The organism is Photobacterium iliopiscarium, assembly GCF_003026395.1.
GTDB classification, from domain to species: Bacteria; Pseudomonadota; Gammaproteobacteria; order Enterobacterales; family Vibrionaceae; genus Photobacterium; species Photobacterium iliopiscarium.
Window position 1 is genome coordinate 48,486 of record NZ_PYOO01000010.1, and the last position, 22,491, is coordinate 70,976.

Consider the following 22,491-nt stretch of genomic DNA (forward strand, 5'->3'; position numbering starts at 1 on the left):
GTCTAGACGTAGTTTCGCGATCCATATCTTGTTTCACTAAGGTGCACTTGATACATTGAGCGCAATTTACGATTTTTTAACGCTTGCAGGAATAGCTGAAGACTATGTTTAAGAAGCTTCGTGGAATGTTCTCCAATGACTTGTCTATTGACTTGGGCACTGCCAACACCCTTATTTATGTCAAAGGACAAGGAATTGTTCTTGATGAACCCTCTGTAGTGGCTATTCGTCAAGATCGCTCAGGGACAACCAAAAGTGTTGCAGCAGTAGGTCATGACGCCAAATTAATGCTTGGCCGTACGCCGGGTAATATTGCGGCGATTCGTCCGATGAAAGATGGCGTTATTGCTGATTTTTACGTCACCGAAAAAATGTTGCAGCACTTTATTAAACAAGTGCATGATAATAGCTTTTTACGCCCGAGCCCACGAGTGCTAGTCGCCGTACCTTGTGGTTCAACTCAGGTTGAACGTCGTGCGATTCGTGAATCAGCGCAAGGCGCAGGTGCACGTGAAGTTTACCTTATTGATGAACCAATGGCGGCGGCAATTGGTGCGGGAATGCCTGTATCAGAAGCAACGGGTTCAATGGTGATCGATATCGGTGGTGGTACTACTGAAGTTGCGGTTATTTCATTGAATGGTGTGGTGTATTCATCATCAGTTCGTATTGGTGGTGATCGCTTTGATGAAGCGATTATTAACTATGTTCGTCGTAACTACGGCAGCTTGATTGGTGAAGCAACGGCTGAGCGTATTAAGCACGAAATTGGTTCGGCTTATCCTGGTGATGAAGTCCGTGAAATTGAAGTCCGTGGCCGTAACCTTGCAGAAGGTGTACCACGTAGCTTTACATTGAACTCCAATGAAATTTTAGAAGCATTGCAAGAGCCGTTAACCGGAATCGTATCTGCGGTTATGGTTGCACTTGAACAATGTCCACCAGAATTAGCGTCTGATATTTCAGAGCGTGGCATGGTGTTAACTGGCGGCGGTGCATTATTGCGCGATCTTGATCGCCTACTCACTGAAGAAACAGGTATTCCTGTTGTTGTGGCGGAAGATCCATTAACGTGTGTAGCTCGAGGGGGCGGTAAAGCGCTTGAAATGATCGATATGCATGGTGGCGATCTCTTCAGCGAAGAATAATACCATCATAGGATCCTAATTAAACAGGTTATAGTGTTATATGAAACCTATATTTGGCAGAGGTCCATCTCTGCAATTGCGCCTGTTTCTTGCCATATTATTATCGGCTAGCTTAATGCTAGCCGATAGTCGTCTTGGTGCTTTTGCCAATATTCGTTATTTATTGAATTCGGCGGTTGCACCGCTGCAATATGCTGCCAATTTACCTCGTGAAATGTTAGATGTTTTGCGTGGGCAATTCAGTTCTCATCAACGACTATTGACTGAAAATAAAGCATTAAAACGTGATTTATTAGTCATGAAAAGTAATGTGTTATTACTCGATCAATTACAGCAAGAAAACCAGCGTTTAAGAGATTTACTCGGCTCTCCATTTGTGCGTGATGAACGTAAAATGGTGGCAGAGGTCATGGCAGTTGATTCTGATCCTTATAGTTATCAAGTGATGATAAATAAAGGTCGTGTCGACGGTGTTTATGAAGGCCAGCCTGTGATCAATGATAAAGGTATTGTCGGCCAAGTCTCTTATGTCGGTGCGCATAATAGCCGCGTGTTATTGCTCATTGATCCTACCAATGCGATTCCAGTACAGGTTGTACGTAATGACATTCGTGTTATTGCTACTGGTGGTGGGCGTAATCATCAGATTTTATTAGAACATGTACCCAGCAGCACTGATATTAAAAAGGGTGATCTACTGGTGAGTTCTGGTCTTGGTGGACGTTATCCTGAAGGTTATCCCGTGGCGCGTGTAACATCATTTACGTTTGATAATAAACGCCCATTTGCACAAATTACGGCGAAGACAACGGTACAATTTGATCGCTTGCGTTATCTATTATTGGTATGGCCAACAGATCGATCAAAAATGAAACATCAAACGGCTGTTGCCGCTGAGAGCGCACCAATAGCACCCGCAGTGACACCCGTAAATGCAGCCGCTCCAGTGACACTGACGACACCGGCTGTAAACCCAATAGATTCGACGGTTCCAGCGCCAAGGAAGGTAAATAATGCCAACTAATAAAGCACATGGTCGAATTTGGATTTGGTTGTCATTTCTCTTAGCATTAGTGTTACAAGCCGTGCCATGGCCGGGAGAATTAGAACCTTTTCGGCCGTCATGGGTCGTGCTTGTGACGTGTTATTGGGTGTTAGCATTGCCGCATCGCGTTAATGTTGGTACTGCGCTAGTCGTCGGTCTACTGTGGGATTTAACTTTAGGTTCAACGCTGGGTGTACGCGGCTTAATGTTGTCAGTGATTGCTTATATTATTGCGCTTAATTTTAGAGTCTTGCGTAATCTATCATTATGGCAGCAAGCAATTGTGATAGCGTTATTGTCATTGGCGGCTAAGTTAATTGAATTCTGGGCGGAATATTTAGTATCAAATATTAGTTTTTATCCACAGCAATTCTTTGCCGTGTTATTAAACTTTATATTGTGGCCGTGGTTATTCTTATTATTACGCCGAATTCGACGTAAATTCGCTATTCGTTAGTTATTATTAATATTATAGGGGGAGCCAATTGGTATCCCCCTTTGCTCTTTTGGCGCAATTATTTAACAATTATTGCTGATCAACGTATTATTTAAAAAAGGATAATTATGATGTCTATTCAACTTTATCTTGCCTCTGGTTCGCCACGTCGAATGGAGCTTTTAACCCAACTTGGTTATAACTTTGAACGCATAATGGTAGATGTTGAAGAATGTCATCAAGCTCAAGAAACGGCAGCCCAATATGTTCAACGCTTATCGCGTGATAAAGCGTTTGCTGGTGTAAAAGCAGCGAATAATGACATTCCAGTACTGGGGGCTGATACTATTGTTGTAGTAGATCAACAAATTCTAGAAAAACCAGTCGATTTTGAAGATGCTGCGCGTATGCTGAGGTTATTATCAGGGCGGCAACATCAAGTGATGACCGCTGTTACTTTAGCAACATCATCACACAGCCAAACCTGTTTAGTTACCACCCAAGTGTGGTTTAAAACTTTGTCCGATAACGATATTAAAAAATACTGGCAAAGTGGTGAACCGCAAGACAAAGCCGGAAGTTATGGCATTCAAGGCATAGGTGGCAAATTTGTTACCCGTATAGACGGCAGCTATTACGCTGTGATGGGGTTACCGTTAGTGGAAACCGACATCATGGTACAAGATTTTTTAAAGTTATAAGTAGAGGCAACCATGGGCACTGAGCTGCTAATAAATGTGACGCCGAGTGAAACACGTGTCGCAATGATTGAGGGGGGTGTTTTGCAAGAGATTCACATTGAACGTGAATCAAAGCGAGGCATCGTCGGCAATATTTACAAAGGACGTGTTAGTCGTGTTTTACCGGGAATGCAGGCTGCATTTGTTGATATCGGTTTAGATAAAGCGGCTTTTTTACATGCATCAGACATTGTCCCGCACACTGAATGTGTGGCGGAGAATGAAAAAAAACAATTTAAAGTGCGCGATATCTCAGAGTTGGTTCGTCAAGGCCAAGATATCGTCGTCCAAGTAGTTAAAGATCCTTTAGGTACTAAAGGGGCGCGTTTAACTACCGATATTACGCTACCATCGCGTTATTTAGTGTTTATGCCTGGCGCAAGTCATGTTGGCGTATCACAACGTATTGCGTGTGAAAAAGAGCGTGATCGATTGAAAAAAGCGGTATCACAACATTGTGATCATCTTGGTGGGTTTATTATTCGTACCGCCGCAGAAGGTGCAGATCCTGATGAAGTGGCACAAGATGCGGCATTCCTTAAACATTTATGGCGTAAGGTCATTGAGCGCCGTGCGAAATACAAGCCACGTTCAATGCTATATGGTGAGCTTGGACTAGCGCAGCGTATTTTACGTGATTTTGTTGGGACTGAAATTAACCATATTCAGGTCGATTCGCGAGTGGCGTTTGATAAACTCAAAGAATTTACTGATGAGTTTGTACCTGAAGTTACCGAAAATATTGAATATTATTCTGGTGATCAGCCTATTTTCGATCTTTACGATACAGAAGCTGAAATCCAACGTTCACTTGATCGTAAAGTTGAAATGAAGTCAGGTGGTTATTTAATTATTGATCAGACTGAAGCTATGACCACCGTTGATATTAATACAGGTGCGTTTGTTGGTCGTCGTAATCTTGATGAAACCATTTTTAATACTAATATTGAAGCGACTAAAGCCATTGCCCGCCAATTACGATTACGTAATTTAGGTGGTATTATTATTATCGATTTTATTGATATGGCTTTAGAAGAACACCAACGTCGCGTATTACAAGCGCTAGAACAAGCATTGTCATTTGATAGGGTGAAAACCAATATCAATGGCTTTACGCAGTTGGGGTTAGTTGAAATGACCCGTAAGCGTACCCGTGAAAGTATTGAACATGTATTGTGTAATACCTGTTCGTCTTGTGAAGGTCGCGGTACCGTTAAAACGGTAGAAAGCGTGTGTTACGAAATTCTACGTGAAATCACTCGAGTTAACCGTGCTTATGATGCTGATCGATTTGTGGTTTATGTCTCATCCGTTGTCGGTGATGCTTTAGCTGGGGATGAATATCATGCACTTGCTGAGCTTGAAGTGTTTATTGGTAAACAAGTAAAAATCAAACCTGAGCCGCTTTATACTCAAGAGCAGTTTGATGTAGTAATGATGTAAGATCTCATGAGGAAGTAATAGTGCCGAAAATACTCGTACGCCTTGTACGTGGTGGGTTATGGTTGATAGTGATTATATCGTTATTATTAGCATCATTAGTCACTAGCCTAAGGTTACTGCTTCCTCATCTTAATGATTACCGCCAACCCATCGTGCAGTGGGCGTCACAACAGGCGGGGGTTTCGTTACAATTAACCGATATTGAAGGGCGCTGGCAAGCTGCTGGCCCTGCTGTAACATTAACCGGAATTACGGTTGCCGCTCAACCACATTCTCAGCCATTAGCCAACATTGGTCAGGTGTCAGTTTATTTTGATATTTGGCAGTCAGTTTTACATTTACGGCCTATTTTTAAGCATGTTGCGATTGATCGAATTAATATTGATCTCACTACAATAAAACCATCTTCATCGTCGACTAATGTTGCCGATGTCAGCTTAGCTCAGCGTTTAGAACAGTTGTTTTTTACACGCTTGGGGCAGTTCCAACTCCTCGATTCATCGGTATCTTTTATTTCGCCTTCCGGTACGCAACAACAACTGAATATTAAACAACTTGATTGGGCCAATATTGATGGTCGACATCTGGCGCAAGGCAGTATTAATTTTGCCAATACAGATTTAGGGCAATTAGCTGTTAAAGCCAATATGTCAGAACAAGGTGGGCTTGATAGTCTGTCTGGTACGTTATATATCAAAGGTAAACATGTTTCGGTAACACCATGGTTGAATAAACAATTGGCTGGGGTGGCGAATATCACCAATAGTGAAATTGGCGTTGAAGCATGGTTGAGCTTAAAAAAAGGTCAGATTACCAGTGGTAAAGCGCAAGTTGATAACAGCATTATTGATTGGCAAGCTGGAAAGCAACAGCATCAGATTAAAATTAAACAGGGGCTGGTGGCGTTAAGACCGATTCGATTGGCTGATGGGTCTCGAACATGGCGGATTGATACTGAAAAATTTGCTATTTCTACTGATGATGTAGCCTGGCCCACGTTTGATATTGCGGGACAATTACGTTTTGATGACCATGACCAATTAAAGCAATGGAAATTAGCACTAAGTAACATTGCCTTACAGCGGTTGTTGCCATTAATTAATTTTTTACCGCCAACGAATGAATTAGTCAATGCGGTTCAGCACCTTAAACCGAGTGGATTATTGACCCATATTCGAGTGGCGGGTGAGCCCAATAAAGTGCCGCGTTTTTCATTTAAGGTGCAACAACTGAGTGTTAAGCCGTGGCAATGGGTTCCAGGTATTAATCATTTAAATGCCACCATTGTTGGTGATGGTCAACAAGGAAAAGTGACGCTTAATGTCGCGACAGATAGTTTTGCTTATGAGCGTGTATTTAGTCAGCCTTTAAAAATAAACCAAGCTCAGGTGCAGGCGTATTGGCACCGTGATGGACACCAAACAACGTTATGGAGCGATCAGTTGGCAGTAGCCACACCAGATTTAACCTTTGCCGGACAAGTTCGCGTTGATATACCAACCATCGGTTCGCCATGGCTATCGTTATTTGGTGAAGCCAATGTTATTGATGCTGGCCAAACTTGGCGTTATTTACCTCGTCCAGCGTTGGGTGATCGCCTCGCTGATTATTTAGCGACGGCCATTAAAGGCGGAAAAGTTAAATCGGCGCGTATTTTATGGTATGGCGCACTTAATGATTTTCCTTATCAGCATCATGATGGAGTGTTCCAAGCTTTTGTACCATTAACACAGGCGAAGTTTAGCTTTGATCCGGCATGGCCTTTATTACGTGATTTACAGCTTAATTTGTTATTTGAAAATGACAAAATGTACCTTGATGCTAATCATGTCAAAACTTTAGGTGCGCGTAGCTCAAAAGTGGTTGGTGAGGCTGACTTAGCACCCCACGGACGGCTTAAGCTCGCCATCGATCTTGCGGCTACTGGGCCTCAAGTTCAGCAATATATGCTTAACAGTCCATTGGCAAGCTCGGTGGGAAGTGCCTTGAAGACCATCGATGTTGCAGGAGCTGTTACTGCCAAGCTTAATTTGGATATTCCGTTTGATGGCAGTAATGTTGATGCTAGCGGTAAGGTGTATTTTAAACATAATCCGATCACATTAAAGACCCCTCATTTAGCGATTGAAAACGTTAATGGTAGTTTGAGTTTTAATAACAGTGAGATTAAAGCCACAGGATTAACTGGTTTGTTATATCAACAGCCCATTAAGTTTGGATTTGATGGTAATAACGTTAAAAAAGCAGCTGATTATAAAGTGAATGTCAATGTTGGTGGGCAATGGCAACTTGCTAAATTAAAAGATTATTTACCGTTGGTAGTATTGAACAATATAACGGGTAGTAGTAATTGGAAAGCTTTGGTTGGGGTTGATATTAAGCCTCAAGGTTTTAACTATAATGTCGGTGTTACGGTGCCTTTGGTTAATGTGAGTAGTCAGCTACCTTACCCATTACAACAAGCCAAACACACCCGTTCAGCTCTGACGGTGAAGGTTAATGGTGATAAGCGTCAATTAGAAGTACAAGCTGATTTACCAAATGTTGCTTATCAAGCTCAGGTGTCATTGTTGGCTACTGTGCCTAAAATTACTGCGAGTAATCTTTCTATCGGTGGTAAAAAGTTATTAACATCACCATGGCAAGGTCAATTAGTGCGTATTAATAGTCGTCAGTTTAATGCGGATCAATGGCTGACGGTGGTGAAACAATTCGATAGCAATAATATTGGATCATCAACAATGACAACGGGGAATGTCCCTGCGTTTTCATTACCATTACCAACGCGAGTGATGGCAAAGGTCGGTCAATTAACCTTAGGCGGTCTTGAATGGCATCAACTGGATGCGATTGCAACGCGTGGGCGAGGATGGTCGATTAAGTTAGCGTCACAAGAAGCGAATGGTTATATCTCATGGATTAAAAATCAGCCATTAAACGTTATTTTGAAATCGTTACACCTTAATTTACCGCAATTTAATCAGCAACCTCCAGCGGAATTATTAAGCCCTATCTTAACGGCAAAACCACAATCAACGGTAGTTACCGCGAATGATAGCAGCATCATGGCTGCCATACCTGCAATAGATTTATCGATTGCTGATGCTTGGTTACAAGGCTACCGGTTGGGATCTGTTACCGCGAATATAATTAAGCATAACCAGCAATTACAATTACAGCAGTTTAAGATTCAATCGGGAAATGTAAAATTAACGGCTTCGGGTGATTGGAGCATACGCCAACATCATAATCAGACTAAACTTGATGCTGTTATTAGTGGCACTAACAGTACCGATTTACTTGATCGGTTTGGCATTTCCGGTGGTGTACAGGATGCGCCATTTAATACTCATGTCATCGTTAACTGGCAAGGTACGCCTTGGGGTATTGATCGTACTACATTAAATGGTACGGTGAAGACGGACATTGGTAAAGGTATCGTCAGTGGTGTCGGTGGCGCAGGACGCCTCTTAGGTTTATTTAGTCTTGATTCAATTATTCGAAAAATGAAACTCGATTTTTCAGGGGTATTTGATAATGGTTTAGCCTTTAATTATATTCGGGGTAACGGCACCATTAAAGACGGTATTTTTGATAGCGATAATATTAAGATGCAAGCGTTAGCGGGTGATATGTATATCAACGGTAAAGTGAACCTGATTGATGAAAAAGTGAATGCTAACGTTAAGTTTATTCCTGATTTTACCTCCGGATTACCCGTGATGACGGCCTTTGCTGTTGCACCACAAGTTGCGTTATATGTGTTTGCAATATCAACCGTGTTATCGCCAGTATTAGATGTTATCACCCAAGTGAATTATCAAGTGACCGGACCTATCGCCTCACCGAAAGTTATCGAACGTTCTCGGTTGGAAGGCGAATATAAGGTACCTGAGAGTAATAGTTTTTAAGCGTAAGCGCTTTTAAGAACAAGCGTGCTTAAATTGTGCTTGTTACGAGCGCGGAGACGTTTGATATATCTGATGTATTTAATCGTTCAGGGAAATTGCCATGACTAAAATTGGTGTAGTACAAATGAATTCAGGCACTGATCCTGAGCGTAACCTGAGCCAGCTAAAAAAGTTTTTGCAAGGGTTACAACTACAAGGGGCTAAATTAGTTTTGACCCCTGAAAATAGTATCGTTTTTGGCAGTAAAGCCGATTATCAACGTTGGGCTGAGCCATTAGGTAATGGGCCATTACAACAACAATTATCTCAATTTGCACAACAATTAGGCATTTGGTTATTGATTGGTTCGATGCCAATCTTACAAGCGGATGGTCGTATTACCACCACGGCGGTGTTATTTGATGATCAAGGTAAACTTCATGGTCATTATAATAAAATGCACATGTTTGATGTTAATGTTGCGGATAAGCATCAGAGTTACCGAGAATCTGATACCTTTGAAGCGGGCAATGACATAAAAGTGATTGATACACCTTTTGGTAAACTCGGATTATCAATTTGTTATGATATTCGTTTTCCTCAGCTTTACGGTGAGTTACGCCAGCAAGGTGCTGATATTATTGTTATTCCAGCAGCCTTTACCAAATTAACAGGGCGTGCTCATTGGGAAATATTAGTTCGAGCACGTGCCATTGAAACCCAGTGTTGGGTTGTTGCCGCTGCGCAATGGGGCGAGCATAATGAAACGCGAGAAACATGGGGGCACTCAATGATTGTTGATCCATGGGGACAAGTGATTGCCAGCCAACAACAAGGAACGGGTGTTCTGACAGCAAATGTTGATTTACAATTAACCCATAAGATCCGTACCAATATGCCAGTGGCTGATCATGCCCGATTGGTGTTCAGTCATATTCAATAATTAAGAGCAAATTAATGACCCTTAACACTGTAGAAAGTACCATGCTAGACCAATCTGGTCTTGGTCGTGATGAATTGCATAAGATCCTTGGCTTAATTGCTACTCGTGATGTTGATTATGCTGATATATATTTCCAGTCATGCTGGCATGAGTCGTTAGTTTTAGAAGACAGTATCATTAAAGACGGCTCGTTTAATATTGATCGCGGTGTCGGTGTTCGTGCTGTTGCGGGTGAGAAAACGGGTTTTGCTTACTCCGATCAAATTAATTTATTAGCACTGACTCAAAGTGCAAAAGCGGCGCGCGGAATTGTGCGTCAAGGCGGTAATGGTAAAGTACAAACTTTTGCGCCGATGGCATCGTCAGGTATTTATTCACCGATTAATCCATTAGGCAGCTTTGATAAATACCAAAAGATTGCCTTACTTGAAGAAATCGATTGTTATATTCGCACTAAAGAGCCGTTGGTTACTGAAGTATCCGCCAGCATTAATGGTGTCTACGAAGAAGTATTAGTCGCGGCATTAGATGGCACTTATGCGGCAGATATTCGTCCATTGGTACGATTATCGGTAACAGTATTAGTTGAGAAAGGTGATAAGCGTGAGCGTGGTAGTGCGGGTGGCGGTGGTCGTTATGGTTACGAAACCTTTTTAACGGAAGATTCTACCGGTAAAAGCCAAGCGATCTTTTTTGCTGATGAAGCGATTCGTCAAGCATTAGTGAACCTTGAAGCGGATGCTGCTCCTGCGGGCACAATGCCGATTGTATTAGGTGCAGGTTGGCCTGGCGTTTTATTGCATGAAGCTGTTGGTCACGGTTTAGAAGGTGATTTTAACCGTAAAGGTTCATCAATGTTTGCCGGTCAAATGGGACAGCAAGTGACATCACCGTTATGTACCATTGTTGATGATGGTACGTTAGTTAACCGTCGAGGTTCAATTAACATTGATGATGAAGGTACACCAGGACAACATAATGTACTGGTTGAAGGCGGCAAGCTTAAAGGCTATATGCAAGATAAGTTGAACGCGCGTCTAATGGGCGTTGCTCCAACAGGTAATGGTCGTCGTGAATCGTATGCCCATTTACCTATGCCGCGCATGACCAATACGTACATGTTACCGGGTGAGCATACACCTGAAGAAATTATTGCCAGTGTTAAAAATGGTATTTACGCGCCAAACTTTGGTGGTGGACAGGTCGACATTACTTCCGGTAAGTTCGTCTTCTCAGCCTCAGAAGCGTATTTAATTGAAAACGGTAAAGTAACCCGTCCAATTAAAGGTGCGACCTTAATTGGTAGTGGTATTGAAGCCATGCAGCAAGTCTCTATGGTCGGTAATGACCTTGATATTGACCGTGGGGTTGGTGTGTGTGGTAAAGCGGGCCAGAGCGTGCCTGTGGGTGTTGGTCAGCCAACATTGAAAATTGATTCAATGACCGTTGGTGGTACTGAATAATTTTTTATTGCGACATGGTTTGAAATAAAAAGCCATGGTGTTGAATAAAAGTAATAAATAAAATGCCAGCAGAGATGCTGGCATTTTTTGTTCGTATGTACATTAATCGAAGCGATTAATCAGCAAGGTAAAGAGATTTCAAATATTGAAAAATCTCACGGTTGGCCTTGCCTGGTTTTTCCTGCGCCTTTTCTTTTGCTGCTTGACGCATCAATTGGCGTAGGTGTTGGCGATCAGCATCAGGATGATCAACCAAAATAGCATTTAGCATGCTGTCACCATTCTCAACTAGCTTGTCACGTTTAATTTCAAGCTTTTTAAGGGCAACTGTGTGCTGGGAGTGCTTATTATTTAATTTGTCGAGTGCGGCTTGAATTGGATCGAGATCCATATGACGCATCTGTTTACCAATAAACTGCAATTGACGACGACGCGCTTCTTTACTAAAGCGTTGGGCGTCTTTAATTGCGGCCATCATTTCTTCATCTAATGGCACTTTTGCAAGAGCGTTAGGCGTTAGTTCAACTAACGCTTCGCCAATTTTTTGCAACTCTTCCATGTCGCGTTTCATCTCAGACTTACTTACCCAGATGATTTCTTCTTCTTCATCCCAAGGGGCTTTTTTATTTTTACGGCTCATAAATGGGCTCACTTATTGTATCAATAGTTCTATTTTATCAGTTTAATAACGATTTTGGGCGTAAATTACATTATTCTATAACTAATAAGCTAAACCCTAACCTTAAGTGATTGTATGGACGTAAGAGAACAGGTTGCTCATCAGCGTGTTGAACTTGAAGCCGCAGTAGCAAAAGCGCTTGAAGTCGCTGGTAAACAGGCTGATGCAGCCGAAGTAGCCATTAACAAAACAACAGGTATCAGTGTTTCTACTCGCATGTGTGAAGTAGAAAATGTTGAATTTAATAGCGATGGTGCACTGGGTATTACTGTGTATCGCGGTCACCGTAAAGGTAGTGCTTCAACTTCTGATTTAAGTGAAGCAGCCATTGCACAAACGGTTGCTGCGGCTTTAGATATTGCCAATTACACCTCAGAAGATCCGTTTGCAGGCCCAGGCCCTGCGGAACTGATGGCGCGTAATATTCCTGATTTAGACTTATTTCACCCTGATGAGCCTGAACCCGATCGTGCTGCGGCGATTGCCATTGCAGCAGAAGAAGCTGCACTTGCTTTTGATCCGCGCGTAAAACAAAGTGATGGTGCGAGTTACGACAGTCACTATGGTGTGCGTGTTTACGGGAATAGCCATGGCATGTTAGCCAGTTATGCTTCTAGTCGTCATAGCATCAGTTGCTGTGTGATTAGTGAAGGTAAAGACGGCAATATGGAGCGTGATTATAGCTATACCACTTCACGCTTAGCGTCTGACATGTGGACGCCTGAACGCGTGGGCCGTCATGCAGCAGAGCGTACTGTTAGCCGTATTGATCCACAAAAACTGACAACACGTGAAGCGCCAGTAATGTTTGCCGCGGATGTTGCAACCGGACTGTTTGGTCATTTAGTGATGGGGATCAGCGGCGCTAATTTATACCGTAAATCGTCATTCTTACTTGATAAGTTGGGTGAGCAGATTTTCCCTGAGTGGTTAAATATCAGTGAGCGTCCTCATATTCTACGCGGTATGGCAAGTACACCGTTTGATAGCGAAGGGTTAGCGACCTATGATCGTGAGATCATCACTGGCGGTGCACTGCAAACGTATCTATTAACCAGCTATGCGGCGCGTAAAATGAAGATGCAACCAACAGGTCATGCTGGTGGTATTCACAACTGGATCGTGTCATCAACCGGTGAAAACTTTGAGCAAATGCTGAAGAAGATGGATCGTGGTTTGCTGGTGACTGAATTGATGGGTCAAGGGGTTAACATTATCACGGGTGACTATTCTCGTGGTGCGGCTGGCTTCTGGGTTGAGAATGGTCAAATTCAATACCCTGTCTCTGAAATTACCATTGCAGGTAATCTTAAAGATATGATGCAAAACATCGTCGCAATTGGTAGTGATACTGAGATGCGCAGTCAGATCCTAACTGGCTCAATGTTATTAGATTCAATGAAAATAGCTGGTGAATAATATTATTCAAACCAATCAGTTAGTTTGAATAAAAAAGCCCGAATCAAGTTATTGATTCGGGCTTTTTTGATTAATCATTTGGCTACGAGTTAAGGTGTAATAAATATTGTTGCTAGGCCTAAGAACACCATTAAACCAACAATGTCAGTACAGGTGGTGAGTGCCATTCCGCCCGCTAAGGCTGGGTCAATCTTGAGTTTTTTAAGTCCAATTGGAATTAATACTCCAGCGACACCCGCAATAAACAGGTTAGCTAACATCGCTCCTGCCATAATCACACTAAGTATCAAGCTGCCTTTCCAAACAAAGACCACCAAACCGATAATTAATGCCCAAACCACACCGTTAATTAAACCGACGCGAGCTTCTTTACTGAGTAGCCAACGGGTGTTGGTGTCACCGATATGACCAACAGCAAGACCTCGAATAACCAAGGCAACCGTTTGATTACCCGCAACGCCACCCATTGAGGGAACGATAGTCATTAATACAGCAACGGTCGCCATCTGTTGTAAAGTGTGTTCAAACATATTGGAAACAGATGCGGCTGCTAATGCCGTTAGTACATTGACACCAAGCCAAATACTTCGACTTTTAGCTGATTTTAAGACTGGCGCAAAAGTATCTTCGTCATCATCCATACCCGCCATGGACATCATTGAGTGCTCCGCTTCTTCACGGATCAAGTCAACCACGTCATCGATAGTAATACGACCTAATAAATGGTTATTCACATCAACAACTGGAGCTGATAACCAATTTCGACGTTCAAAAAGGTTAGCAATTTCACTGTCAGCCATATCCACCGCAATCGCTTCATCAGCATCTTGCATAACATCTTTAATTTCAATGTCAGGTTGCGTAGTGATCAAGGTTGAAAGTGATAGATGACCAATTAATATTTGATTTTTATCAACAACATATAACGAATCGGTTGCTTCTGGTAACTCACCACGCATGCGTAAATAACGTAATACTACATCCGCCGTTACGTCACCACGGATGGTGATAAAATCGGTACTCATCATTCCACCGGCAGTATCTTCCGGATAAGCTAATGCTTCCTCGATTCTATGCCTATCGGTGGTATCGATTTGTGCTAATACTTCTTGGTAACGCTCATCAGAGAGGCTACGCAATACGTATGCAACGTCATCACTTTCCATCCCCTCGGTAACGGCTGCCAGTTTTTCTGGTTCCATTTGCGAGACGATGCCATCTTTTACATCTTCAGAAAGCTCATCAAGGATCTCACCTTGTTCCTCTGGATCCGTCAATTGCCATAAGACTTGACGTTCTTTTGGTGGTGACGCTTCTAACAGGTGAGCAATATCCTCCGGCTCCATATCTTGGAGTAACCGGCGAACATGGACAAACATGCCATTTTCAAGGGCTTTGTTAACTTCTTGGAGTGTGTGATGGGTTTGATCTTGTTCTAATACATCCGCCATAGGTATTAGGCCCACTTATATTTGATGGCGCAATAAGCTGAATTTTAACGTAATCAGTGAGTCTTTGTCTTGTGCTGATTACTATTTTATTAGCTTATAAACTGATGAAGTATTGGCAATATGTATGATTATAATCGCGAGATATCTACATTTTATGCATTTTCTCTGCTAATAACAGCTAACTAGCACATTTGATGGCAAAGTATTACGTGTTAAATAATTATTAATATCAACCATAAAAGAAGGTTTCTAACTGATCATTTGCTGCTAGTAATATTGGCGATTAATTTTCTTCATCAAACCCAGCTTCAATTAAGTTTGAAATGGCGATTAATGCAGGTTTTGCATCTTGGCCGTCAGCGCTAACCATGATTTTTTGACCTTGGGCTGAATCTAGCATTAGTAAGCCCATGACACTATCAGCAGTAGCGCTGTTATCACCATTAGTAATGGTAATTATCGCCGTAAAACTTTGTGCTAATTCAACTAACTTTATTGCCGCTCGGGCATGAAGCCCGAGACGATTGCGAATAAATAATTCGCGGCTAATGGTCATTTATGATTTTCCAAAGTACGGTGACGTATCTGTACTTGTTGACCTTGTTGGGTAAAATAATCAGCCAGTTGTTGAGCAATATACACTGAGCGGTGTTGACCACCGGTACAGCCAATCGCAACCGTGACATAGCTGCGATTATTTTTCTCTAGCATCGGTAGCCATGTTTCAAGGAAATTACGCAATTGATAATTGAGTTTATTGACTTCGGCATGCGCGGCTAAGAAATCTTTAACGGGTTGATCAAGGCCTGTTAAAGATTTAAGTTCTGGTACCCAATGCGGATTAGGTAAAAAACGGACATCAAATACATAATCAGCATCAGAAGGGAGACCATGTTTAAAACCGAAAGATTCAAACACTAATACTAATTCGCGTGCTTCACGACCTAGAACGCGAGCACGAACTGTTTCACTTAAATCATGAATTGAACTATTGGTGGTATCGATCACTAAGTCAGCGTGCTCTTTGAGTTCACCAAGTAGAATCGCTTCAGATTGAATAGCTTGCTCAAGGCTCATATTGTGGCGAGAAAGCGGGTGTAAACGGCGTGTTTCACTGAAACGTTTAACCAGCTCTTTGTCATCGGCATCAAGAAAAATAACGTTGATATCAACATCATTGGGTAAATTTTTGAAAATAGTGTCAAGCTCACCTTGATGGGGCGGCATATTACGAATGTCGACACTAACGGCAATATCTTGTTCGTTGTTGGCAATATCATTTACAAATTGCGGCAGCAGATGAACAGGAAGGTTATCAACACAGTAATAACCTAAATCTTCTAGTACGCGAAGCGCAACAGATTTACCTGAACCTGAACGGCCGCTAACAACCATTAACCTCATGGCTAAGCTACCTTTTATTGTGGGGTTACACTGACTTCTTCTTCATCAATCAGTATGTTATATAATTCTTGATCTGTTGTTGCATTGCGAAGTTGCTTACAAATTTTCTTATTACCGAGTTTCTCCGCCATGCTTGCAAGGGTCGATAAGTGCTCTTTACATTGTTCTTCTGGTACCAGAAGTGCAAATAAGAGATCAATAGGTTGACCATCTATAGCATCAAAATCGATCGGTTGTTGGCATTGAATGAGTACGGCGATCGCATGATCACTGTTACTGATTCGGCCGTGAGGGATCGCAACCCCGTTACCAATACCGGTAGTACCCAATTTTTCACGATTGAGCATACATTCAAATAATGGCTGTGGGTTTTGATCAAGATGTGTTGCGGCGATCTCACTAATGAGCTCAAGCGCGCGTTTTTTACTGGAGCAAGGGACTGCACTTTTGGTGCAGTCCAGGCTCAATACGTTACTCAGTTGCATGATTAGTGACTATTGAGTTTATCTTTGTGTTTGTTTAATTGACGGACCAGTTTATCAGTCAATTCGTCAATCGCGGCATACATATTTTCAGCATCAGCTTTAGCGTGAATTTCTCCTGAATTAATATGCAAAGTTGCTTCAGCAATTTGTTGAAGTTTTTCGACATTTAAGATCACTTGAACGGTATTGATTTTGTCGAAAAAACGTTCTAATTTTTCAAACTTAGTACTGACATACTCTCGCAAAGAATCGGTTACATCAACATGGTGTCCGGTGATATTGATTTGCATAGACATCTTCCTTTTGTTGGCGCTGATCCGATTTAGATCAGGCATTTTCGCTGATTTGATGGCGGAATTCCTAGAGATTCACGGTATTTTGCGATAGTTCGTCGCGCAACCATGATCCCTTGTTCAGCCAATAAAGTCGCAATTTTGCTGTCACTCAGGGGCTTAACCTGATTTTCAGCAGCAACAAGTTTCTTCACCAGTGCGCGAATAGCTGTCGATGAACATTCACCGCCATTATCCGTACTGACATGACTTGAGAAGAAGTATTTCAATTCAAAAATACCTCGAGGTGTATGCATATATTTTTGCGTAGTTACTCGAGATATGGTGGATTCGTGCATTTCAACTTCAAGGGCAATATCGTTGAGAACCATCGGCTTCATGGCTTCTTCGCCAAATTCAAAAAAATCTTGTTGTTGTTTTACAATACAACGAGCAACTTTCAACAAGGTTTCATTGCGGCTTTCAAGGCTTTTGATGAGCCATTTGGCATCTTGAAGGTGAGTACGTATAAATTGACCATCAGCACTATTACGCGTGTTGTTACTTAATGCGGCGTATTGCTGATTAACTTTGATGCGAGGAATACTGTCTGGGTTGATGCTAACTACCCATTTGCCGTTATCTTTAAAGACCGATACATCGGGAATGACATATTCGGTTTCAGTTGAAATAACGTGATTGCCCGGACGAGGATCTAGGTTATGAATCAGATCCATAACTGCTTTAAGTTCCGGTTCTTTAAGTTTGGTTTCGCGCATCAGTTGGCGATAATCGCGATTACCTAATAAATTAATGTGTTCACTTAATAAGATTTTTGCTTCAGCAAGCCATTGCGTTTGTTTGGGATAGGTGGCGAGTTGAAGTAATAAGCATTCTTGTAAATTGCGCGAAGCGACACCGAGAGGATCAAATTGCTGTACGCGTTTGAGTACCGCTTCTACTTCATCAAGCTCAACATCGAGCTCTTCATCTTCAAAGTTTTCTAGAATTTCAGCAGTGGTACAACTGAGGTAGCCTTTGTCGTTAACTGCATCAATGATCGCCGTTGCAATTGCAAGATCCGTTTCGCTAAATGGCGTTAGGTGCACTTGCCACATTAAATAATCTTGTAATGATTCTGTTGTTTCACCTTGATAGATTGGAATGTCATCATCCATCGCAATTCCCGCGCTACCAGTGCCAGCACTGTAGACATCATCCCAAGTACTATCAATCGGAAGTTCTGTTGGCAATTCACGGGTTTCAAGGACTTCTGCGGTATCAAAGCTTTCTACATCGTCAAGATTTTCATTTGCGTCGTTAGTGGGTGCTTCTGCGGTTGAGGTTTCATTGTTAGTGTTTATTTCATCCGCTTCATTGGTTTCATCGAGCTCTAGGAGAGGGTTACCATCAAGCGCTTCTTGGATCTCTTGTTGGAGTTCTAACGTAGAGAGTTGCAACAAGCGAATAGCTTGCTGCAATTGAGGCGTCATTGCTAACTGTTGACCGAGCTTAAGTTGGAGCGAAGTTTTCATTAACGTTGATACACCTTATTGTTATTGTTGTTATTATCTGTAATCAATAGCCAATGGTGAATGCTAGAGACGGAACTGATCACCTAGATAAACCCGCTTAACATGCTCATGATTGAGAACATGATCAGGGGTGCCATTAGCAATCAGATGGCCTTGACTTACAATATAGGCATGTTCACAGACATCCAGTGTTTCACGGACGTTGTGATCGGTAATTAATACCCCTAATCCACGATCGCGTAAGTGTTTGATGATCTTTTTGATGTCGATAACCGAAATAGGATCAACACCAGCAAAGGGTTCATCAAGTAAAATAAATTTAGGATTGGCTGCTAATGCGCGAGCTATTTCAACTCGACGGCGTTCTCCGCCGGATAATGCTTGTCCTAAACTATCGCGAATATGTTGGATATTAAACTCATCCAGCAACTCTTCTGCTTTGTCTTGACGATCTTCTTTGGTGAGCTCTTTACGGGTTTCTAATACCGCCATCAGATTGTCATAAACCGTTAGGCGACGAAAAATCGATGCTTCTTGTGGTAAATAGCCAATACCCATCCGTGAACGATTATGCATCGGTTGGAGACTGATATCTTCACCATCAATAGTAATTGTGCCTTCATCGCGGCTAACTAAACCAACGATCATATAAAATGAGGTAGTTTTACCGGCACCGTTAGGACCAAGTAAACCAACAATTTTTCCTGATTCTACCTCAAGGCTGACATCGGAAACGACTTTGCGTCCGCTGTAACTTTTTGCAAGGTGCTCAGCTTTTAGAATAGCCATAAATAATGTTTATTTCTTATTATTGTTTAATTGACTTGGTAGTATCACGGTAGTGACACGTTCTTTGTTGCCACTTTCTGCTACCAAACGTTGGTCACGAATATTATAAGTAATGATATTACCTTTAATATTACTCCCATCTTGATTGAGTTCTGCTTTGCCTGTCATCTTTAAGCGTTCAGTGGCGGTTTCATACCGCATTTTAAGTGCTTCACCATCAAGAGGTTTACCATCATCCATTACTTGATGAAATGTTGCTGGTTGTCCATATGCCATGATGGTTTGTTGCTGTGATTTAGCGTTTTTTCGAGTGATTACAACTTTATTAGCGTGAATATCAATCGTTCCTTGGCGTAACTTAACATTACCGATAAACGTGACAATATTATTCGGCATGTCAACTTGTTGACTGTCTGAATCAATATAAATAGGTTGCTTGGTATCACTTTTCATTGCCCATGTTGGTGCACTGATACACAACAAGCATAGTAGAGTACTAATTTTTAGTCGGTTCATATCTACCTTTTACATTTTTTAGAAGAGTTGCCACATTTCGAGTCATATTACCTTTCATGCCATCGCCTTGATTTTGGAAAACAGGACCATTGATAGTGACATGATCATCGGTACTAAAATCTTTATTGACTAAATTTAGGCGTAAACTATCTGTTTTAATAACTTGCACATCAGAGTCAGGTAATAGATTGAAAATACGCACATTACCTTGTAAGTGTAAGATTTTATCTTGTTCTAGTTTGGCATTATTAGCACTTACTCGCCATTCAGCATTCTGACCTTGCTTAAAGACCCACAAGACAGGGTGAATAAATGTTGTTTCACCGCTGACGTTAAAATGCTCAAGATGTTCAGCATCAATTTGGTATTGGCGTATACCTTTTAAATCAAAGCTGGTGTTACTGACTTTATTACCAATAAACATTGGTTTTTCGTCATTAGGTTTGATTTGGACATCTTGTTGCCAATGTTGTTCAAGTAGATAGTAGCCGAGCCATGCACATATAATCATTAACAGTACATAGAATAGCTTTTTAAAAGTCATAGACTTAAGCCTTTATTTTCTTAGGTGTTACCGATGATTTTTAGATATATAAACGTTATAGAACACCGGCTTTAAGCAAATCATGCATATTTAGTGCGCCGACTAATTGGTTGTTTTCTGTCACCAATAAGCCATTAATTTTATTATCTTCCATTAATTTTAGCCCTTCTGCGGCTAAAAGTTGAGGTGAAATCGTTTGTGGGTTATTTGACATCACTTCACCAATACTGGTGTTGTGAATATCGATATGATTATCCAGCAAGCGGCGTAAATCACCGTCAGTAAAAATACCACGTAATTGTTGGTTATGATCAACAATTGCCGTCATTCCTAAACCTTTGTGTGATATTTCTAGCAGCGCATCTTTGATACTTGCATGCTCTTCAATCATAGGTAGTAACTCACCGCTGTGCATCACATCGGCAATACGAAGCAATAATTTACGACCTAACGCACCACCAGGATGCGATAGTGCAAAATCGTCAGCAGTAAAACCGCGAGCTTCCATTACTGAGATAGCAACTGCATCCCCCATAACCAGAGTGGCGGTGGTGCTTGAGGTTGGCGCGAGGTTTAATGGGCAGGCTTCTTTATCTACCGTGATTTGAAGATTAACTTGTGCCATTTTTGCCATGCTGGATTCAGGTTTGCCCGTCATGCTGATCATCGCAATACCGAGTCGTTTAATAACGGGCAGTAATGCGAGTATTTCAACCGCTTCACCTGAATTAGAAATGGCAATCACGACATCACTTTTCTTGATCATGCCTAAGTCACCATGGCTCGCTTCGCCTGGATGAACAAAGAATGCAGGGGTTCCTGTGCTGGCCAATGTTGCGGCTATTTTCCGCCCAATATGACCTGATTTTCCCATACCCATTACAATCACTTTACCTTGGCAGTGTAAGATTAACTCACACGCAAGGGTAAAGCTGTTATCAATGTAATCACGGATTTTTTCAAGGGCGTGTAATTCAGTATCGAGTACTTTTTTACCAAGGCTGCAAAAATCAAATTGACCAGACATCAGTGAATGCTCCTGTTATGCGGTAACATTAAGAAATAAGAACGCTTGATAAGCAATAAAGCAAACCACGAGTATTCCGCCTTCAATGCGATTAATCAGGCGGCGCTTACCCAGTGCCATTACGAGTAATAGAATTGAAATCGCCAACATAACATAAAAATCACGGCTCATAGCCAGTGGGCTTAATGCTGATGGGTTCAATAGCCCTGGAATGCCCATTACCGCTAAAATATTAAAAATATTAGAACCGATAATATTACCCACTGCCATGTCATCTTCGCCTTTAAAAACACTGGCGATTGAGGCGGCAAGTTCCGGTAAGCTGGTACCGACAGCAATGATGGTTAAACCAATCACTAAGTCACTCATACCGTAATATTTAGCGATAGTAACTGCTGACCCTACCACCATATCAGAAGAGTATAATAAAATACCTAGGCCGATAAATACCCAGATAATCGCTTTAGTATTACTGACGCCTGCGGGAATATCTGCTTGTTGTTCTTCTGCTAATGGATCGCTCTTACTGTCGCGGCTAATTTTTAGCATAGCGATTAAGAAAATACCAAACAGTACCGCGAGAATAATACCCTCATGACGGCTTAAATAATTATCCCATAAAACCGCACCAGCAATAACGGTAACACCCAACATTATCGGTAATTCACGTCGAATAATGGTCGAGCTAATGCATAATGGTTTTATTATCGCTGTAATACCGAGAATTAATGCGATATTAGCAATGTTTGAACCTAGTACGTTACCGACGGCGGTATCGGTTTTATCTGCCAGGGCTGCGGTGGCTGAAACCATCATTTCTGGCGCAGAAGATCCCATTGCCAAAATAGTCATACCAATAACCAGTGGTGCAACACCAAAGTTTTTTGCTAATGCTGCGGCACCATATACCAATCTATCTGCACTCCAAACCAGTAAAGCTAATCCGATACAGAGCAACACAATGGCTTCTAGCATTTTAATTCCTTTTTAGTACGACCCGCTAAAACAGCGATTTTTAGTCAATTGATGAAATATTTTCAATTTGAGTTGCTAATTTTGACGTTAACTCATGCAAAAGGGAAGCATAAGCCAATACTAATTATCATCTTAAGACGGTTTTAGTGTCCCTGATTGATTAACTAACGCTGAATCAGAACCGATTAAGGTTCGAAAATAGCAATTGACTATTTACAGTATTAAAACGATGTTTTATTTTAGGTGAATTATAATCAGGGTGATTTGTTTTAGGATGGAATAATGCA

21 protein-coding genes are annotated in these 22,491 nt (G+C 41.7%); 9 read left to right on the top strand and 12 right to left on the bottom strand.

Features of this window, described 5'->3' with window-relative positions:
• The first annotated feature begins 104 nt into the window (after positions 1-104).
• From mreB to tldD, 8 genes are all read left to right on the top strand, one after another.
• Entirely contained in the window at positions 105-1,148 is a 1,044-nt protein-coding gene (mreB, locus tag C9J51_RS14190; protein WP_045037525.1) for a rod shape-determining protein MreB, read from the top strand.
• A 40-nt stretch (positions 1,149-1,188) separates the two neighbouring features.
• Positions 1,189-2,172 (top strand): rod shape-determining protein MreC, encoded by a 984-nt coding sequence (gene mreC, locus C9J51_RS14195; RefSeq protein WP_045040403.1) that lies wholly within the window; start codon positions 1,189-1,191, stop codon positions 2,170-2,172.
• Positions 2,162-2,650, top strand: a complete 489-nt coding sequence (gene mreD / locus C9J51_RS14200; RefSeq protein ID WP_045040404.1) for a rod shape-determining protein MreD — start codon at positions 2,162-2,164, stop codon at positions 2,648-2,650. Before mreC ends, mreD begins: the two co-directional genes overlap by 11 nt.
• A 110-nt stretch (positions 2,651-2,760) precedes the next feature.
• A complete protein-coding gene (locus C9J51_RS14205; RefSeq protein WP_045037528.1) occupies positions 2,761-3,330 on the top strand; it encodes a Maf family protein in 570 nt (189 codons plus the stop codon).
• A 12-nt stretch (positions 3,331-3,342) separates the two neighbouring features.
• Positions 3,343-4,812 carry a ribonuclease G gene (rng, locus tag C9J51_RS14210; RefSeq protein WP_045037529.1) on the top strand — a complete coding sequence of 490 codons (1,470 nt, stop codon included), beginning with the start codon at positions 3,343-3,345 and terminating at the stop codon, positions 4,810-4,812.
• A gap of 20 nt (positions 4,813-4,832) precedes the next feature.
• Positions 4,833-8,723, top strand: a complete 3,891-nt coding sequence (locus C9J51_RS14215) for a YhdP family protein (RefSeq protein ID WP_107275225.1) — start codon at positions 4,833-4,835, stop codon at positions 8,721-8,723.
• Between the two features lie 100 nt (positions 8,724-8,823).
• Entirely contained in the window at positions 8,824-9,645 is an 822-nt protein-coding gene (locus C9J51_RS14220; RefSeq protein ID WP_045037531.1) for a carbon-nitrogen hydrolase family protein, read from the top strand.
• A 14-nt stretch (positions 9,646-9,659) separates the two neighbouring features.
• Positions 9,660-11,108: a metalloprotease TldD gene (gene tldD, locus C9J51_RS14225; RefSeq protein WP_045040406.1), complete on the top strand. Its 1,449-nt coding sequence runs from the start codon at positions 9,660-9,662 to the stop codon at positions 11,106-11,108.
• A 115-nt stretch (positions 11,109-11,223) separates the two neighbouring features.
• Here the strand turns inward: tldD and yjgA are convergent, their stop codons facing one another.
• A complete protein-coding gene (yjgA, locus tag C9J51_RS14230; protein ID WP_045030081.1) occupies positions 11,224-11,748 on the bottom strand; it encodes a ribosome biogenesis factor YjgA in 525 nt (174 codons plus the stop codon).
• 114 nt (positions 11,749-11,862) lie between these two features.
• Between yjgA and pmbA the strand changes: the two genes are divergently transcribed.
• Positions 11,863-13,206 carry a metalloprotease PmbA gene (pmbA, locus tag C9J51_RS14235; protein ID WP_045037533.1) on the top strand — a complete coding sequence of 448 codons (1,344 nt, stop codon included), beginning with the start codon at positions 11,863-11,865 and terminating at the stop codon, positions 13,204-13,206.
• 89 nt (positions 13,207-13,295) lie between these two features.
• On the opposite strand, the gene mgtE is transcribed toward pmbA, so the two are convergent.
• From mgtE to C9J51_RS14290, 11 genes are all read right to left on the bottom strand, one after another.
• The gene (gene mgtE, locus C9J51_RS14240) at positions 13,296-14,657 is read right to left on the bottom strand and encodes a magnesium transporter (protein ID WP_045037534.1); all 1,362 of its coding nucleotides are present in this window, start codon (positions 14,655-14,657) and stop codon (positions 13,296-13,298) included.
• 283 nt (positions 14,658-14,940) lie between these two features.
• A complete protein-coding gene (locus tag C9J51_RS14245; protein WP_045040408.1) occupies positions 14,941-15,213 on the bottom strand; it encodes an HPr family phosphocarrier protein in 273 nt (90 codons plus the stop codon).
• Positions 15,210-16,061: an RNase adapter RapZ gene (gene rapZ, locus C9J51_RS14250; RefSeq protein WP_045037536.1), complete on the bottom strand. Its 852-nt coding sequence runs from the start codon at positions 16,059-16,061 to the stop codon at positions 15,210-15,212. The genes C9J51_RS14245 and rapZ overlap by 4 nt, the downstream gene beginning before the upstream one ends.
• A 14-nt stretch (positions 16,062-16,075) precedes the next feature.
• Complete coding sequence (gene ptsN / locus C9J51_RS14255) at positions 16,076-16,546, bottom strand: PTS IIA-like nitrogen regulatory protein PtsN (RefSeq protein WP_045037537.1); 471 nt, start codon at positions 16,544-16,546, stop codon at positions 16,076-16,078.
• A gap of 2 nt (positions 16,547-16,548) precedes the next feature.
• Positions 16,549-16,836 carry a ribosome hibernation promoting factor gene (gene hpf, locus C9J51_RS14260; RefSeq protein ID WP_045037538.1) on the bottom strand — a complete coding sequence of 96 codons (288 nt, stop codon included), beginning with the start codon at positions 16,834-16,836 and terminating at the stop codon, positions 16,549-16,551.
• Between the two features lie 32 nt (positions 16,837-16,868).
• Positions 16,869-18,353: an RNA polymerase factor sigma-54 gene (locus C9J51_RS14265; RefSeq protein ID WP_045040409.1), complete on the bottom strand. Its 1,485-nt coding sequence runs from the start codon at positions 18,351-18,353 to the stop codon at positions 16,869-16,871.
• A gap of 63 nt (positions 18,354-18,416) precedes the next feature.
• Positions 18,417-19,142, bottom strand: a complete 726-nt coding sequence (gene lptB / locus C9J51_RS14270) for an LPS export ABC transporter ATP-binding protein (protein WP_045037540.1) — start codon at positions 19,140-19,142, stop codon at positions 18,417-18,419.
• A gap of 9 nt (positions 19,143-19,151) precedes the next feature.
• Entirely contained in the window at positions 19,152-19,658 is a 507-nt protein-coding gene (gene lptA, locus C9J51_RS14275; protein ID WP_045037541.1) for a lipopolysaccharide transport periplasmic protein LptA, read from the bottom strand.
• A complete protein-coding gene (lptC, locus tag C9J51_RS14280; protein WP_045037542.1) occupies positions 19,639-20,202 on the bottom strand; it encodes an LPS export ABC transporter periplasmic protein LptC in 564 nt (187 codons plus the stop codon). The genes lptA and lptC overlap by 20 nt, the downstream gene beginning before the upstream one ends.
• Before the next feature lie 55 nt (positions 20,203-20,257).
• Positions 20,258-21,229: a KpsF/GutQ family sugar-phosphate isomerase gene (locus C9J51_RS14285; RefSeq protein ID WP_045040410.1), complete on the bottom strand. Its 972-nt coding sequence runs from the start codon at positions 21,227-21,229 to the stop codon at positions 20,258-20,260.
• Between the two features lie 15 nt (positions 21,230-21,244).
• Entirely contained in the window at positions 21,245-22,204 is a 960-nt protein-coding gene (locus C9J51_RS14290) for a calcium/sodium antiporter (protein WP_045040411.1), read from the bottom strand.
• Between the last annotated feature and the right edge of the window lie 287 nt (positions 22,205-22,491).